This window comes from Rhodococcus sp. 14C212 (assembly GCF_011058195.1).
In the GTDB taxonomy this organism is placed as follows: domain Bacteria; phylum Actinomycetota; class Actinomycetes; order Mycobacteriales; family Mycobacteriaceae; genus Rhodococcus; species Rhodococcus aetherivorans.
This window is the reverse complement of the sequence record NZ_JAALEH010000047.1, coordinates 1-14,297: the sequence shown is the minus strand read 5'-3', so window position 1 is coordinate 14,297 and position 14,297 is coordinate 1. Positions and strand designations below refer to the sequence as shown.

Genomic DNA, 14,297 nt, shown 5'->3' with positions numbered 1-14,297 from the left:
CCGGCGGCGAGTCGTGACCGGTGTTACTCCGGTGCACTCGAGGTGACCGGTTCGAGGCGTCCGCGTGCCGTGCGGGCCCGCAGTACGGCGTCGACGGTGAACACCGCCAGCGCGGTCCAGATCAGCCCGAATCCGATCCACCGCGAGGCCGGCATGTCCTCGTGCAGCACCAGCACGCCCCACGCCATCTGCAGGCCGGGTGTCAGGTACTGCAGCATGCCGAGGGTCACCAGCGGCACCCGCTGGGCGGCAGCACCGAACAGCAGCAGCGGCAGCGCCGTGACGAGCCCGGCCGACACGAGCAGCAGCGAGTGCCCCACCCCGTGCCCGGTGAAGGTGCCCGTGCCGGTGACCGCGAGGAAGACCAGGTAGCCCGCCGCGAAGGGCACGGCGACGATGCCCTCCCCCGTCAGCGACGTCCGCGGATCGAGCGGCACGATCTTCTTGAGCACCCCGTACAGCGCGAACGACAGCGCCAGAGTCAGCGCGATCAGCGGCGGCCGGCCGTAGTCCACGGTGATCACCGCCACCGCGGCGGTCGCGACGAACAGGGCCGCGACCTGGGCGCGGCGCAGCCGCTCCCGGAAGAACAACACCCCGAACAGCACGCTGACCAGCGGGTTGATGAAGTAGCCCAGCGCGGTCTCGACCACCCGGCCCGACACGACGCCGTAGATGTAGGTGCCCCAGTTGACGGCGATGGCCGCCGACGCCGCCGCGACCAGGGCCCACACCCGCAGTCCCAGTCCCCGCAGCGAGCCGAGCCGGCCGAGCACGGAGAGCAGCAGCAGCATCGCCAGCAGCGTCCACAGCACCCGGTGCGCGAGGATCTCGACCGGTCCGGCGGGCTCGAGCAGCCCGAAGAACGCCGGGAACAAACCCCACGTCAGATAGGCGCCGAGCCCGCACACGATGCCGGCGTCGAAGCGCGATGCGGTACTGCTCACCGCTCAACGGTAGGGCCCGGCGACGCGACCGGGCGCGCCGGGTGGATCAGAACGACACGGTCGGCGGCAGTTCCGTGCCCGCCGGGGCGGTGTAGAACTCGCGCTCGCGCACGCCCGCCGGTCCCGCGAAGAACATCCACGGGATCGTCTTCAGCGAGGTGTTGAGCCGGCCCGCGGCGTCGTTGTAGTACTGGCGGGCGAACGCGAGCTGGTCCTCGGTCTCGCCGAGCTGGCGCTGCAGATCCAGGAAGTTGGCCGAGGCCTTCAGATCCGGGTAGTTCTCGGCGACGGCGAGCACGTCGAACACCGCCTTCTCGAGCCGGGCGTCGGCCTGGGCCTTCTCCGCGACCGTGCCGCCGGAAGCCGCCCGCGACGCGGCGGTGCGGGCGGCGGTGACCTCCTCGAACACGCTCTTCTCGTGCGCCGCGTAGCCGCGCACCGTCGCCACGAGGTTCGGCACCAGGTCCGCGCGCCGGCTCAGTTGCACGTCGATGCCGCCGAGGGCCTCCTGAGCCAGCACGTCGGCGCGGCGCAGCCGGTTGAAGCCGACCACGAACACGGCACCGAGCACCACCACCAGCACGACGACGATCACGATTGCGGTCACCATGGGGCCGCCCTCCTTCCGTAGCCCGGCACCGGTGCGGACGCGCCGGTGCCTCGTTCACCGCGGCGATCGGTCACCACGAGCCGCCACCGCCGCCCCCACCGCCTCCGCCACCGCCGCCGCCCGACGACGAGGACTGCGACGCGGTGTATGCGCCGATCGACGACGACAGGGCCGACTCGAAGCTGTCGAATCCCCCGGTCCCCGAGGCGAATCCGTGCACACCGACCGGATACGGGTACCACGCCGGCGCCGGCGGCTCGGACCCGGTGACCGTGCGGTACTTCTCCGCCCACCGGTCGGCCACGCCGAACGCGACCGCGTGCGGAATGTAGCGGGTGTAGAGGTCGCGTTCCGCCGAGAACCGGTAGCGGTCCTCGCTCGACGGGGTCACGAGCATGCGCCGGAACCCACCGGCACGCGACCACATCTCGCGGCCCTTCGCGGTGCGCCGCGTCCCCGCCTCCGGCCGCAGCAGCTCCCATCCGCCGAACACGAAGGCCGCCGCCGGCAGGCCCCACATGCTCGGCCATACCGGCACTGCGAACCCGACCACCGCGAGGACCAGCGCCAGCACCACCGCCGCCTTGCCGAGACGCTCGCGGGCCGACGGGGCCACCAGTCCCTCGTTGCGGGCCCAGATCCGGCACTGCGACGCGAGCTCCGTCGTCGCCTTCGACAACCGTTCCCCCGCCGACTTCGAGCCGTCGGCCCGCAGCACCGCGCCGGGGTACGAGATCTGCAGTGCGTCGCCGGCCGCCCGGGTCACCGGGTCCGTCGCCGCCCACCTGTCCGCGGACGCGACGCCGCGGACCTCCCACACGTCGGACTTCTTCCCGCTGCCGGCGGGGCGCAGCTCGACCAGTTCCTCCTCGGCGGCGTACAGCAGCGTCGCCGCGAGCGGCGCGGGCCCGGGCCGCTCGGAGGCGAGGTAGACGGTCTGCACCGGCCCGAAGCCGTCGGGCGGCGAGTACAGCACCGGCAGGCCCGGCTCGGGTTCGCGGGCTGTCCACGCCCACCGGGCCGCGACGGCGAATCCGAGCAGGCCCAGCATCGCGACCACCGCCACGATCGGCGCCGACCGCCCGAGGATCGGATCCCAGGCGACCGGCCACGGCACCGTGGCCCGGGCCGGGGCGTCGAGCCCGAGCCCGATGCGCACGTTCACCGCCGTCCGGGGTTCGAGCCCGGTCACCCCGACGGAGACGGTGTCGGTGCCGGCCCCGCCGAGGGTGCAGGTCACCCCCGACGCCGCACATTCGACCAGGCCGGACGCCGCGGGCAGCCGCACGGTGATGTCGGCCCGGTCGATGGCCATCTCCCACCCGCCGGGAACCACGCTCCAGTGGAACACCGAGCCGACCGGGGCGGCCGTCCCCGCGGCCGTGTCGAACGTCGCGGCGGCGCCGCCCGGCGGGTCGAGGACCCCCTCGGTCGTGTACTCGATGCGATAGATGTGGGTGCCCGGTTCCAGGAACACGTCGGGGTCCCCGATCTTCGCCACGACGAATCGGTGTCCCTGCTGCCGGCTCGTCTCGAACGGCTCGGGCGCGCCGTCGCGGTCGACGGAGACGATCTCGGGGATGTGGCGCACGTGCGGATCGGCGCCCGTGGTGACGTCCCAGTACCGGAAGATACCGTGCCGGCCGGCCGGGAAGACGACCGTGACGGTTTCGGTGGCGGTGAGCCCGCCGTCGGCGTCGACGGTGTAGTCGGCGGTGTAGTTCGTGATCCGCGCCGGATCCGACGCGGCGGATGCGTCGCCGGTGTCGAGTCCGGCGAGCAGCGGCCACAGCAGACCGGTCGCAGCGAGCAGCGCCACCAGGAGGTACCCCAGAACCCGTGCCACCGCGCCACCGTACCCATCGGCGAGGTGTCTGTCCCGCCGATCCTGCGCGACCGGATCTCAGGGCTCGCCGTCGTCCGGTCCCGGAGCGACGACGTCGATGTGCTCGGGCAGCAGCGGGTTCACCGAGAACGCGCCGGCGACCGCGTCCGCAGGCAGCAGTTCGACGGCGCGGACGCCGGGGGCCGCGGCGAGCTCGGACGCCGCCGCCGGCGCGACGCGCACCACGACGCCGACGACGCAGGCGCACCCGTCCGCGAGGCGATCGGCCGAGACCGCGGCGACGCGCGCGGCCCGGTCGGTGCCGCCCGCCTGCCGCAGCCGGCCCGCCGCGACGGCAGGCGCACGCAGCAGCGCCTCCCGATGGGCGGGCACGGCCACCGCGACCAGCGGGGTCTGCACCCGCTCGATCGGGACGCGGAACAGCACCTGCGCGATGCGGGGGTCTCCCGGCAGCGCCGCCGCCCGCTCGACCGGCACCGGCGCCGTGAAGGAGACCAGTCCCCACCGCGGTTCGCCGGTGGCGGACTCGACGCTCGCCTGAGCGCGCGCAAGGTAGCCGGCGACCGCCTCGCCGTGGTCCGGACCGAGCGTGTCGGTGCGCACCGTCGCCGTCCGGGCCGGCGCGAGCAGCCCGGCTGCGAGCACCGCCAGCAGCAGTGCCGCCGTCGCCGCCCAGGGCAGGGACACGCGCCGCACGGTCAGGCGCTGCGCAGCACGGCGAGCGCGTGCTCGAGGTCGGCCGGGTACTTGCTGGTGATCTCGATCCAGCGCCCGTCGGCGGGATGCGCGAAACCGAGCGACCGGGCGTGCAGCCACTGACGCTCGAGGCCGAGCCGCTCGGCCAGGCGCGGGTCGGCGCCGTAGGTCAGGTCGCCGCAGCAGGGGTGCCGCAGCGCGGAGAAGTGCACGCGGATCTGATGGGTGCGGCCGGTCTCGAGGTGGATGTCGAGCAGGCTCGCGGCCTGGAACGCCTCGAGGGTGTCGTAGTGGGTGATGCTGGGCTTGCCGTCGGCGGTGACGGCGAACTTCCAGTCGCTGCTGCGATGCCGGCCGATCGGCGCGTCGATCGTGCCGCTGCTGGGATCGGGGTGCCCCTGCACGAGGGCGTGGTAGCGCTTGTCGATGGTGCGCTGCTTGAAGGCCCGCTTGAGCACCGTGTAGGCGCGCTCGGACGTCGCGACGACCATGACCCCGGACGTGCCGACGTCGAGGCGGTGGACGATGCCCTGCCGCTCGTGGGCGCCGGAGGTGGAGATGCGGAATCCGGCGGCCGCCAGTCCGCCGATCACGGTCGGCCCGGTCCAGCCGACGCTCGCGTGCGCCGCGACGCCTACGGGCTTGTCGACGGCGACGATGTCGTCGTCCGCATAGAGGACCTCCATGCCCTCCACGGGCGTCGCCTCGATGGTGAGGGGCCGGGGCGGCTCGGGCAGTTCCACCTCGAGCCAGGAACCGGCGGACAGCCGATCGGACTTGCCCGCGGCGGCACCGTCGACCAGGACGGCTCCCTCCTCGCTCAGGGCGGCGATCGCCGTGCGCGACAGGCCGAGCAGCCGTGCCAGGCCCGCGTCGACCCGCATCCCGTCGAGCCCGTCGGGGACGGGCATCGCCCGGGTTTCTCTCACTTGTGTGCTTCCTTTCTGCTGCTGTCGGAGGAGCCGGTCTTCCGCGAGCCGTCCGGTTCGACGCCGAAGACGGTCAGCGCCACGAGCAGGATCGCGCCGCAGACGATCGCGGAATCGGCGACGTTGAACACCGGCCACCAACCGACCGACACGAAGTCGACGACGTGTCCCTGCAGCGGACCCGGGGAACGGAAGATCCGGTCGACGAGATTACCCAGCGCGCCCCCGAGGACGAGCCCGAGTCCCAGGGCCCACCAGCCCGACCGCAGCGTACGGCCGATCCTGATCACGCCCACCACGACGGCGACCGCGACCAGGGTCAGCAGCCACGTCATGCCGGTGGCCATCGAGAAGGCGGCACCCGGGTTGCGCACCAACGTGAGCGTCACCGTGTCCCCGACGATCGAGACGGGATCGGCCGGATCGATGTAGTGGACGGCCAGCACCTTGGTGAGCAGGTCGAACCCGAAGATCACCGCGGCGAGGGCGAGCAGCTCGCGCAGCCGCCGGGCCGGGGCGGGCACGTCCTTCGCCGCGGTTCCGGCCGACGACGACGCAACCGGGGGTTCCGCGACGGCGTCGGGATGGGCATCGTGCTCGGGGGGGTCGTCGGTCACCCTGCCATCATCCCCCATCCGAGGAGCGCGACGGCCACCCCGCCCGCCGTGGCTACCCTGGGGTGCGTGCCTGTGCTGCCCAGATTCGCCCGCCCGAGGGCCCGCTCCCTCGGTGTGGCCCTGTCCCTGACCACCCTCCTCGCCGGGTGCGGCAACTCCGCCGACGGTGCCGCCCCCACATCGACGGCGACCTCGACGGAGGTCACGGTGCCCGTCGCCGCGGTCACCGCGGTGGTCCTGGAGCCGGGGGCCGAGCCGCGCAGCCGGATCCGGCTCACCCCGCCCGTCGACACGAGCCAGCAGGTGGCGCTGACGACCGCCTCGCAGGTCTTCCAGTCGATCGGCGATCAACCGGAACAGGACTTCTCCACCCCCGAACTGACGTTGCCGCTCACCGCGATGGTGAGCGAAGCCGTGTCGGACACCTCGCCGAGCAGCCTCGTGGACCTGCGGATCGACGACGCCACGTCGCCGGATGCGGCCCTCGCCGCGGCGCTCGGGCCCGCTCGGGGATCCGAGGCGGGACTGACGATGTCGCCGTCCGGCGCGGTGAGCGCGCTGCGGCTCGATCCCACGTCGGACTCCGCGGACATCGCCCGATCGGCCATCGAGCAGGCCTTCTACCAGGCCGTGTACCGGATGGTGTCGTTCCCCGAGGAGGAGATCGGCGTGGGTGGGGTGTGGGAGATCCACCAACAGGTGATGAGCGGGATGGCGCTCGATCAGATCGCCACCGCCAGCCTGCTCGAGCGGGACGGCGACCTGCTGACCGTGCACCTGCGCATCACCCAGACCCCGCGCGAGGCCACGTGGGCGCTGCCGAACGGGTCCGGTCGGCTGAACATCGACCGGTACGAGATGACCGGCGAAGGCACGATGACCATCGACCTCGGCCGGCCGCTTCCGATCGCCGGAGATCTCACGGTCGGCGGGGAGCAGGCGTACAGCGATCCCGCGGGCACCACCCGCCTGGCGCAGACCCTGGTGGACCGGGTGCGCTGGCAGTCCTGAGTGGACGGCGGACGGGCGGACGAAGCGGCGGCCGGGGCGGATCTCCGCCCCGGCCGCCGTGTCGGTCTACGTCAGGCGCAGGCCGGCGACTGCAGCTGAGCCGTCGCGACGATGGCGCAGGCGTTGTTCTTCGACAGCTTCCACACGCCGTTCTCGGCGACGAAGTCGACGGTGCCGACGGCGGGCTGCTGCGCACCGGCCAGCAGGGTCTCGATGCCGGCGGTGACCGTGCCGTTCTGGTTGTCGTTGACGTCCAGAACGGTGATCTGCGCGCCGGCCTGCTCGGCAGCGGCGGCGACCTGGTCGATCAGGGCCGGATCCTGCTCGGCACCCTGCACGAGGTTCACCTTCTCCTCGGCCGGGACGGTCTCGTCGAACGCCTTCGCCAGCATGGCGTTGAGATCCTCGACGGTCGGCACCGGCGGGTACTGCGCGGCGGCGGTCGTGGTGCTGGTGGTGGTCTTCGCCGAGGTCGAGGTCGAGCTACCTCCGTCGTCCGAGCTGCAGGCGGACATCGTGAGGGCGGCGGCCAGAGCCACCGTGGCGACAGTGATCTTGCGAAGCTTCAACTTCTCGTCCTTCTCGTTCTCGATCGTGCACGGGTACCGTGCTCGGTTCATCCAGCAGCGGATGCTCCACCGGGACAGCGGATCGCCCGTAAGCGTACCCGGCGGTAGTAAGAAGACCGTGAGAGCGGCGGGGGCCCGCGCGCTCACCCGAGGCCGGCGAGCGGATCGCCCTCGGAGAGGGCGGGATCGTTCTCGGAGAGGGTGCGGGCCGGCCCCGGCCCGGTCGAGCGCGTCTCGAAGCGGATCGTCACCACGCCGTGCCCGGCGCCCTGCACCCAGCCGTGTCCGAACTCCGGATGGTGCACGTCCGTGCCGGGACGCCACCGCTGTCCCGCCACCGTCGTGACGTGCTCCGGTCCGGTGTGCGGCGACGACTCCACCGGGTCCTCCGGGGGCTGCTCGAGCTCGGGGAACAGCGAGTCCTGCCGGATGCTGGACAGGCCGGCGAGGCCGACGCCGACGAGGCGGATCGGGCCGATCTCGAGCGGATCGAGCGCCAGCCGCTGCGCCGCCGCCGTGAGCGTCGCCACATCCTCGGTGGCGTACGGCAGCGTCGACGAGCGGGTGAGGATGCTCATGTCGGCCTTGCGCAGCTTGAGCACGACGGTCCGGGCGGCCCGGCCGTCGCGCCGCAACCGGCGATGCGCGGCGGCGGCGCTGCCGGTGACGGCACGTCGCAGTTCGGCGAGGGTGACGATGTCGGTCGGGAACGTCGTCTCCGCACTGACCTGCTTGGCGTCGGCGCGTTCGACGACCGGTCGATCGTCGTGCCCGTTGGCGAGCCGGTGCAGCGCCGGGCCGACCGTGGCGCCCAGGATCGAGGCCGCCTCCGGGACCGGCAGCGCGGCGAGGTCACCGATCGTGTCGATGCCCAGACGCCGCAGACGCTCCTCCGACACCGGTCCGATCCCCCACAGCTTGCGCACCGGCAGGCCGTGCAGCAGCGCCAGCTCCTCCTCGGGGCGCACGACGAGCGCTCCGTCGGGCTTGGCGAGGCCGGAGGCGATCTTGGCGATCTGTTTGCCGGAGCCGGCGCCGATGGACGCGACGAGGCCGGTGCGGGCCCGCACCTCGTCGCGCAGCCGCGCACAGAACCCTTCCACGTCGTGGTGGGCGGCGCCGGCGAGCTCGGCGGGTTCGGCGAACGCCTCGTCGAGCGACAGCGTCTCGAGCACGGGGATCCGCTCGCGCAGCACGTCGAACACGGTCTGGCTGAGCGCCTGGTACAGCACCCCGCGCGGCGGCAGCACCACCGCCGCGGGCCCCACCAGCCGACGGGCCCGGCTCATCGGCATCGCCGACCGGGCCCCGAAGACGCGGGCTTCGTAGCTGGCCCCGGCGACGACGCCACGCGCGCCGAGGCCGCCGACGAGCACCGGCCGACCCCGTAGGGTCGGCCGGGTCAGTTGTTCGGCGGAGGCGAAGAAGGCGTCCAGGTCCAGGTGCAGCACCCAGCGTCGACCGCTCGGACTCACCACGGCGGGCACCCGGGCATCCTCGCCCCTGGCACCGACATCACGCCCGCCCCGGCGTCACCGCCGTGGCCGCGCCGCGCGCCCCGGTCACCGGGACGCTCACGCCCTGACGATCGCCGCGCGCACCCCTTCACCGAGCTCGAGCGCCCCGTCCCCGGCGGGCGCGAGTTCGAAGCTGGTGGCGAGCACCTCCGAGGCGATGAGCTCGCGGTGCCGCAGCGCCCAGTCGGCGCGGTCGGCCGGCACCTCGAACACCACGGAGATGCGGTCCGAGACGTCCAGGCCCAGGTTGCGGCGCGCGTCCTGCAGCTCGCGGATCCGGTCCTTCGCCCAGCCCTCGGCCTCGAGCTCCTCGGTGACCGTGGAGTCCAGCACCACCAGGCCGGCGCCGCCGGGCAGCGCGGCCGTCGACTCCGGTTCCGCCGCGACCAGGCGGGTGGTGTACTCCTCCGGCAGCAGCGCGATACCGGCGGCCGTGACGGTGCCGTCGGCCGCCTCGGACCAGTCCCCGGCCTTGACCGCCCTGATCACCGTCTGCACGTCCTTGCCGAGGCGCGGTCCCGCCGCCCGGGCGTTGACGACCAGCTCGAAGCGGCCGTGCGCATCGACGTCCTCGGTCAGCTCGACCGACTTGACGTTGACCTCGTCCTGGACGAGCTCGGCGAACGGCTGCAGCCGGTGCGCCTCGGGGGCGGCGACGGTGACCTGCGGGAGCGGCAGCCGCACGCGCAGCTTCTGGGCCTTGCGCAGCGAGAGCACTGTCGAGCACACCGAGCGGACCTCGTCCATCGACTCGACCAGGGCCGGGTCGGCCGGCAGGTCCCCGGCGGCCGGCCAGTCCGCCAGATGCACGGAGCGGCCGCCGGTCAGGCCGCGCCAGATCACCTCGGTGACCAGCGGCAGCATGGGCGCGGCGAGGCGGCTGACGACCTCGAGCACGGTGTGCAGAGTGTCGATCGCGTCGGCGTCCTCGTCCCAGAACCGGCTGCGGGAGCGGCGCACGTACCAGTTGGTGAGGGCGTCGCTGAAGGTACGCAGCTCGTCGCAGGCTCCGGCGATGTCGACCACCTCGAGCGCGTCGGTGATGGCGTCGCGGGTGGCGGCGAGCTTGGCCAGGATGTACCGGTCGAGCACGTGCGGCGAGTCGGTGCGCCACGTGCCGGGCTTGGACGCGTACAGCTGCAGGAAGCTCCACGCGTTCCACAGCGGCAGCAACGCCTGCCGGACGCCCTCGCGGATGCCCTGCTCGGTGACGACGAGGTTGCCGCCGCGCAGGATGGGCGAGGACATCAGGAACCAGCGCATGGCGTCGGAGCCGTCGCGGGCGAACACCTCGTTGACGTCCGGGTAGTTGCCCTTGGACTTGCTCATCTTCAGCCCGTCGTCGCCGAGGACGATGCCGTGGGCGGCGACGGTCTTGAACGCGGGGCGGTCGAACAGCGCGGTGGCGAGCACGTGCAGGGTGTAAAACCAGCCGCGGGTCTGACCGTTGTACTCGACGATGAAGTCGCCGGGATAGTGCGAGTCGAACCATTCGGTGTTCTCGAACGGGTAGTGCACCTGGGCGAACGGCATCGACCCCGACTCGAACCAGCAGTCGAGCACCTCGGGGACGCGGCGCATCGTCGACTTCCCGGTCGGGTCGTCCGGGTTGGGGCGGGTCAGCTCGTCGATCATCGGCCGGTGCAGGTCGCTCGGCCGCACCCCGAAGTCCCGTTCGAGCTCGTCGAGGGAGCCGTACACGTCGACGCGCGGGTAGGCCGGATCGTCCGAGACCCATACGGGGATGGGGCTGCCCCAGTAGCGGTTCCGGCTGATGTTCCAGTCGCGGGCGCCCTCGAGCCACTTGCCGAACTGGCCGTCGCGGATGTGCTCGGGCACCCAGGTGATCTGCTGGTTCAGCTCCACCATGCGGTCCCGGAACCGTGTCACGGCGACGAACCACGACGGGACCGCCATGTAGATCAGCGGCCGGCCGGACCGCCACGAGTGCGGGTAGGAGTGCTCGATCGTCTCGTGCCGCAACAGTTTTCCGGCGGCCTTGAGGTCCTTGATGATCACCGGGTTGGCGTCGAAGACCTGCAGGCCCTCGTAGGGCGGAACGAGGGCGGTGAACTTTCCGCCCGGATCGAGCGGCTGCACCAGCTCGATGCCGTTGCGCTGGCAGTACTCCATGTCCTCTTCACCGAAGGCCGGTGCCAGGTGGACGATTCCGGTGCCGGAGTCGGTGGTGACGTAGTCGGCCGCGATGACCCGGTGGGCGTTCTCCCGGCCCACGAAGAAGTCGAACGGCGGCTCGTAGGCCAGGCCGACGAGGTCCGCGCCGGTGTACCGGCCCAGCACCTCGGGTTCGTCGCCGAACTCGCGGGCGTAGTGACCGAGGCGGTCCTCCGCGAGCACGTAGGTCTTCGCGTCGTCACCCTCGCCGACGCGGACGGCGACGTAGGTGATGTCGGGGTGCACCGCGATCGCGAGGTTGGACGGCAGCGTCCACGGCGTCGTGGTCCAGATCAGGGCGTTGGCGCCGTCGAGTTCGCTGCCCGGTGCGCGCACCACCATGTCGACGGTGACGGCCGGGTCCTGACGCATCTTGTAGGCGTCGTCGAGCCGGGTCTCCTGGTTCGACAGCGGGGTCTGCTCGTACCACGAGTACGGCAGCACCCGGAAGCCCTGGTAGATCAGGCCCTTGTCGTAGAGCTGCTTGAAGGCCCACATGACCGACTCCATGAAGTCGAGGTCCAGGGTCTTGTAGTCGTTGTCGAAGTCCACCCAGCGGGCCTGCCGGGTGACGTAGTCGCGCCACTCCCCGGTGTACCGCAGCACCGACGTCTTGCAGTAGGCATTGAACTCGGCCAGCCCCATCGTGTCGATCTCGGACTTGTCCTTGATCCCGAGCTGCTTCTCCGCCTCGAGTTCGGCGGGCAGGCCGTGACAGTCCCAGCCGAAGCGCCGCTCGACCTTCCTGCCGCGCATCGTCCGGAAGCGCGGGATGAGGTCCTTGACGTAGCCGGTGAGCAGGTGCCCGTAGTGGGGCAGGCCGTTCGCGAACGGCGGGCCGTCGTAGAAGACGAACTCGTCGGCGCCCTCGCGGTTCGCGACCGAGGCGCGGAAGGTGTCGTCCTTCGCCCACCCGTCGAGGACCTTCACCTCGAGCTCGGGGAAGTCGACGCCCGAGTCCTTGGCGACCCCGTAGTCGACGCGCGGGTACCCGCCGGTCGGCGCCTCGGGGGCCTGCGGGCGGTCGGGGGTGCTTTTCGTCACAGCGTGACTCCTCGTGCCTAGACGTGTCCGGCACGGGGACGATCGCCGCGCCCTGTGCGCCGGCAACCGCGGTACCACCCCGCTTGCACCGTCCCCCCGGGCTCTGCCGGCCGGACGGGCCACTCGTTCGGGCTGTGACGGGCCCACCCGTTCGGTTCTACTGGGTCGCGCCGATCGGCACGGCCGTTCTTCCGAAGGCTCCCCGGTGATGGCCGGATCGACGCCGTCCCCGGCGGCTGCCGGGGGAAAGCACTGCAGACTGTCCTCGAACTATTCTATGCCGCCGCGCTCATTCGCTTGCATCGCGTCCCTCGCGGCGCCGTCTCGGCTCGGATCCCGTCGTCGTCGGGGGCGCGGTCCGCTTGCCGCTCAAGGCACTGATCAGCAACAGGACCGCGCCCACCACACACACGACGATGCAACCCCAGGCCCACAACACGGACCCCGTCATGAGGGCCACGACGAGCATGCCGAAGCCGACGGCTGCAAGGGCGAGAGTCACCACCAGCACGGCGCACCCTCATCGGAACCCGGCCATCGGACCGCCGCCTCGATCAGCTGTTGCCCTTGGCGAAGGACGTGGAACCGAACGAGGAGTTCGACTGGTTGAACGCCTCCTGGCCACCGTCGACCGGCACGGCGGAACCGCGCTGCTCGAGCTCCTCGAGCTGAGATTCGAGGTACGACTTCAGGCGCACCCGGTACTCGCGCTCGAAGGTCTTGAGCTGCTCGATGCGGCCCTCGAGCACCGAACGCTGCTGGTTGATGGTCGCCATGATCTCGGTGTGCTTCTTCTCGGCGTCCGCCTGCAGCGCATCGGCCTTCTCCTTGGCCTGGCGCAGCTGCGTTTCGGAGCGGGTGCGGGCGTCGGCGAGCATCGCCTCGGACTTCTGCCGCGCGTCGGCGATCATCGCCTCGCTGCGGGTGCGCGCATCGGAGATGAGCTGCTCGGAATTGGTGCGGGCGTTGCGCAGCAGCTCCTCGGACTCGGCCTTGGCGTCGCCGGTGAGGCGGTCCGCCATTTCCTGGGCCAGGCCCAGGACCTTGGCGGCCTGCATGCTCGCGTCTCCGGAAGCCGGTGCGGCCGCCACCGGTGCGGGGGCCGGCGCGGGAGCCGGCGCCGGAGCGGGTTCCGGCGGCTTCGGCGCCTCGACGACGCGGGCGGGTTCCGGTTTGGCCGGCTGGGCCGGTGCCGCCGCCGCGCCGGGACGGGAGCCCTTCTTGGCCTCGGCGAGTTCCTGGTCGAGCTCGGCCACCCGCTGTCGCAGGTCGGCGTTCTCCTCGATCAGGTGGGTCAGTTCCTGCTCGACGAGATCCAGGAACGCGTCGACCTCGTCCTCGTTGTAGCCACGCTTTCCGATCGGCGGCTTGCTGAACGCGACATTGTGCACATCAGCTGGGGTCAGCGGCATGGAAGGATCCCTTCACGCGTCGTGTGAGCGGTCAAGCAAGCATTCAGTTATATCCACAGTGCGTCACGCGTATCAAACTCACTGTAACTGGCACCCCATTCTGGCACAGGGCGGCTTTCGCACGGATCGCCCGAGCAGGTGTCGGCCGTCAGAGCGTCCCACCTCGGGGAATGAACGCCATCAGGAAGTAGACGATGAACAGCAGCACCATGATGGACAGATCCAGTCGCACCCCACCGAGATTCAGCGGAGGAATGAGCCGACGCAGCAGTTTCACCGGCGGATCGGTGACCGTGAAGATTGCTTCGAGAACGACGACGACGAATCCCGTCGGCTTCCAGTCCCGTGCGAACGTCCGGATGAACTCGACAATGATCCGGCCGATCAGCAGCAGCCAGAAAATGAACAGCAGGAACCAGAGCACCTCGAATACGGCCACCCGCCCACTCTGCCCGACGACGGCGGATCGAGCCAAACCGAAACGCCCGGTGCCCGGTGTTGTACACCGGGCACCGGGCGTCGACCGTGCCGGAACCGCCGCTGCGGGTCCAGGTCACTGCTGGTTGTAGAACCCCGTCTCCGCGATCCGGCGGCGCTCCTCGGCGGAGACGTCGATGTCCGCCGGGGAGAGGAGGAACACCTTGGTGGCGACCTTGTCGAACGAGCCGCGCAGCGCGAAGGCCAGCCCGGCGGCGAAGTCGACGAGCCGCTTGGCGTCGGCGTTGCTCATCTCCACCAGGTCCATGATCACCGGAGTGCCGTCGCGGAACCGTTCGCCGATGGTGCGGGCCTCGCCGTAGTCCCGGGGACGCAGCGTGGTGATCTTCGACAACGGGCCTCCCTCGTCGAACAGTGCGCCGCGACGGGCCTCGGACCGTTCGAGCCGGCCCTCGGAAGCGAGCGACGACCGGGCGGCGGCGCGGG

Annotated in this window: 14 protein-coding genes; 1 reads left to right on the top strand and 13 read right to left on the bottom strand. The window is 71.5% G+C overall.

Annotated features, from left to right (window positions below; all coding sequences use genetic code 11):
- Nucleotides 1–23 precede the first annotated feature (23 nt).
- From rarD to lspA, 6 genes are all read right to left on the bottom strand, one after another.
- Nucleotides 24–947, bottom strand: a complete 924-nt coding sequence (gene rarD, locus G6038_RS19260; RefSeq protein ID WP_165039396.1) for an EamA family transporter RarD — start codon at nucleotides 945–947, stop codon at nucleotides 24–26.
- Between the two features lie 46 nt (nucleotides 948–993).
- A complete protein-coding gene (locus tag G6038_RS19255) occupies nucleotides 994–1,557 on the bottom strand; it encodes a LemA family protein (RefSeq protein WP_100056243.1) in 564 nt (187 codons plus the stop codon).
- A gap of 70 nt (nucleotides 1,558–1,627) precedes the next feature.
- On the bottom strand, nucleotides 1,628–3,403 hold the full coding sequence (locus G6038_RS19250) for a DUF2207 domain-containing protein (RefSeq protein WP_165039395.1): 1,776 nt from the start codon (nucleotides 3,401–3,403) through the stop codon (nucleotides 1,628–1,630).
- Between the two features lie 57 nt (nucleotides 3,404–3,460).
- A complete protein-coding gene (locus G6038_RS19245; RefSeq protein WP_165039394.1) occupies nucleotides 3,461–4,090 on the bottom strand; it encodes a hypothetical protein in 630 nt (209 codons plus the stop codon).
- An 11-nt stretch (nucleotides 4,091–4,101) separates the two neighbouring features.
- Nucleotides 4,102–5,010, bottom strand: coding sequence for an RluA family pseudouridine synthase (locus G6038_RS19240; RefSeq protein ID WP_206025167.1), 909 nt, complete (start codon nucleotides 5,008–5,010; stop codon nucleotides 4,102–4,104).
- 14 nt (nucleotides 5,011–5,024) lie between these two features.
- The gene (gene lspA / locus G6038_RS19235; RefSeq protein ID WP_165039392.1) at nucleotides 5,025–5,645 is read right to left on the bottom strand and encodes a signal peptidase II; all 621 of its coding nucleotides are present in this window, start codon (nucleotides 5,643–5,645) and stop codon (nucleotides 5,025–5,027) included.
- 114 nt (nucleotides 5,646–5,759) lie between these two features.
- Here lspA and G6038_RS19230 point away from each other — a divergent pair, with 114 nt between their 5' ends.
- Nucleotides 5,760–6,656: a hypothetical protein gene (locus tag G6038_RS19230; protein ID WP_165039415.1), complete on the top strand. Its 897-nt coding sequence runs from the start codon at nucleotides 5,760–5,762 to the stop codon at nucleotides 6,654–6,656.
- A gap of 71 nt (nucleotides 6,657–6,727) precedes the next feature.
- Here G6038_RS19230 and G6038_RS19225 read toward each other — a convergent pair whose 3' ends face one another.
- The 7 genes from G6038_RS19225 to G6038_RS19195 form a co-directional block, all read right to left on the bottom strand.
- A complete protein-coding gene (locus tag G6038_RS19225) occupies nucleotides 6,728–7,276 on the bottom strand; it encodes a hypothetical protein (protein WP_165039391.1) in 549 nt (182 codons plus the stop codon).
- A gap of 92 nt (nucleotides 7,277–7,368) precedes the next feature.
- Nucleotides 7,369–8,712, bottom strand: coding sequence for a DNA polymerase IV (locus tag G6038_RS19220; RefSeq protein WP_346772860.1), 1,344 nt, complete (start codon nucleotides 8,710–8,712; stop codon nucleotides 7,369–7,371).
- 87 nt (nucleotides 8,713–8,799) lie between these two features.
- The gene (gene ileS / locus G6038_RS19215) at nucleotides 8,800–11,961 is read right to left on the bottom strand and encodes an isoleucine--tRNA ligase (RefSeq protein ID WP_165039390.1); all 3,162 of its coding nucleotides are present in this window, start codon (nucleotides 11,959–11,961) and stop codon (nucleotides 8,800–8,802) included.
- Between the two features lie 289 nt (nucleotides 11,962–12,250).
- On the bottom strand, nucleotides 12,251–12,472 hold the full coding sequence (locus tag G6038_RS19210; protein ID WP_165039389.1) for a hypothetical protein: 222 nt from the start codon (nucleotides 12,470–12,472) through the stop codon (nucleotides 12,251–12,253).
- Nucleotides 12,473–12,515: 43 nt separating this feature from the next.
- Entirely contained in the window at nucleotides 12,516–13,373 is an 858-nt protein-coding gene (locus G6038_RS19205) for a DivIVA domain-containing protein (protein ID WP_165039388.1), read from the bottom strand.
- A gap of 148 nt (nucleotides 13,374–13,521) precedes the next feature.
- On the bottom strand, nucleotides 13,522–13,812 hold the full coding sequence (locus G6038_RS19200) for a YggT family protein (protein ID WP_003938221.1): 291 nt from the start codon (nucleotides 13,810–13,812) through the stop codon (nucleotides 13,522–13,524).
- A gap of 114 nt (nucleotides 13,813–13,926) precedes the next feature.
- On the bottom strand, nucleotides 13,927–14,297 hold a 371-nt coding region (locus G6038_RS19195; RefSeq protein WP_165039387.1), incomplete at its 5' end, for a cell division protein SepF.

What these genes read in the sequence shown, in the direction of transcription:
- G6038_RS19225 (WP_165039391.1), bottom strand. Translation starts at nt 7,276, where the DNA reads ATGAACCGAGCACGGTACCCGTGCACGATCGAGAACGAGAAGGACGAG.
- G6038_RS19205 (WP_165039388.1), bottom strand. Translation starts at nt 13,373, where the DNA reads ATGCCGCTGACCCCAGCTGATGTGCACAATGTCGCGTTCAGCAAGCCG.
- G6038_RS19255 (WP_100056243.1), bottom strand. Translation starts at nt 1,557, where the DNA reads ATGGTGACCGCAATCGTGATCGTCGTCGTGCTGGTGGTGGTGCTCGGT.
- G6038_RS19240 (WP_206025167.1), bottom strand. Translation starts at nt 5,010, where the DNA reads ATGCCCGTCCCCGACGGGCTCGACGGGATGCGGGTCGACGCGGGCCTG.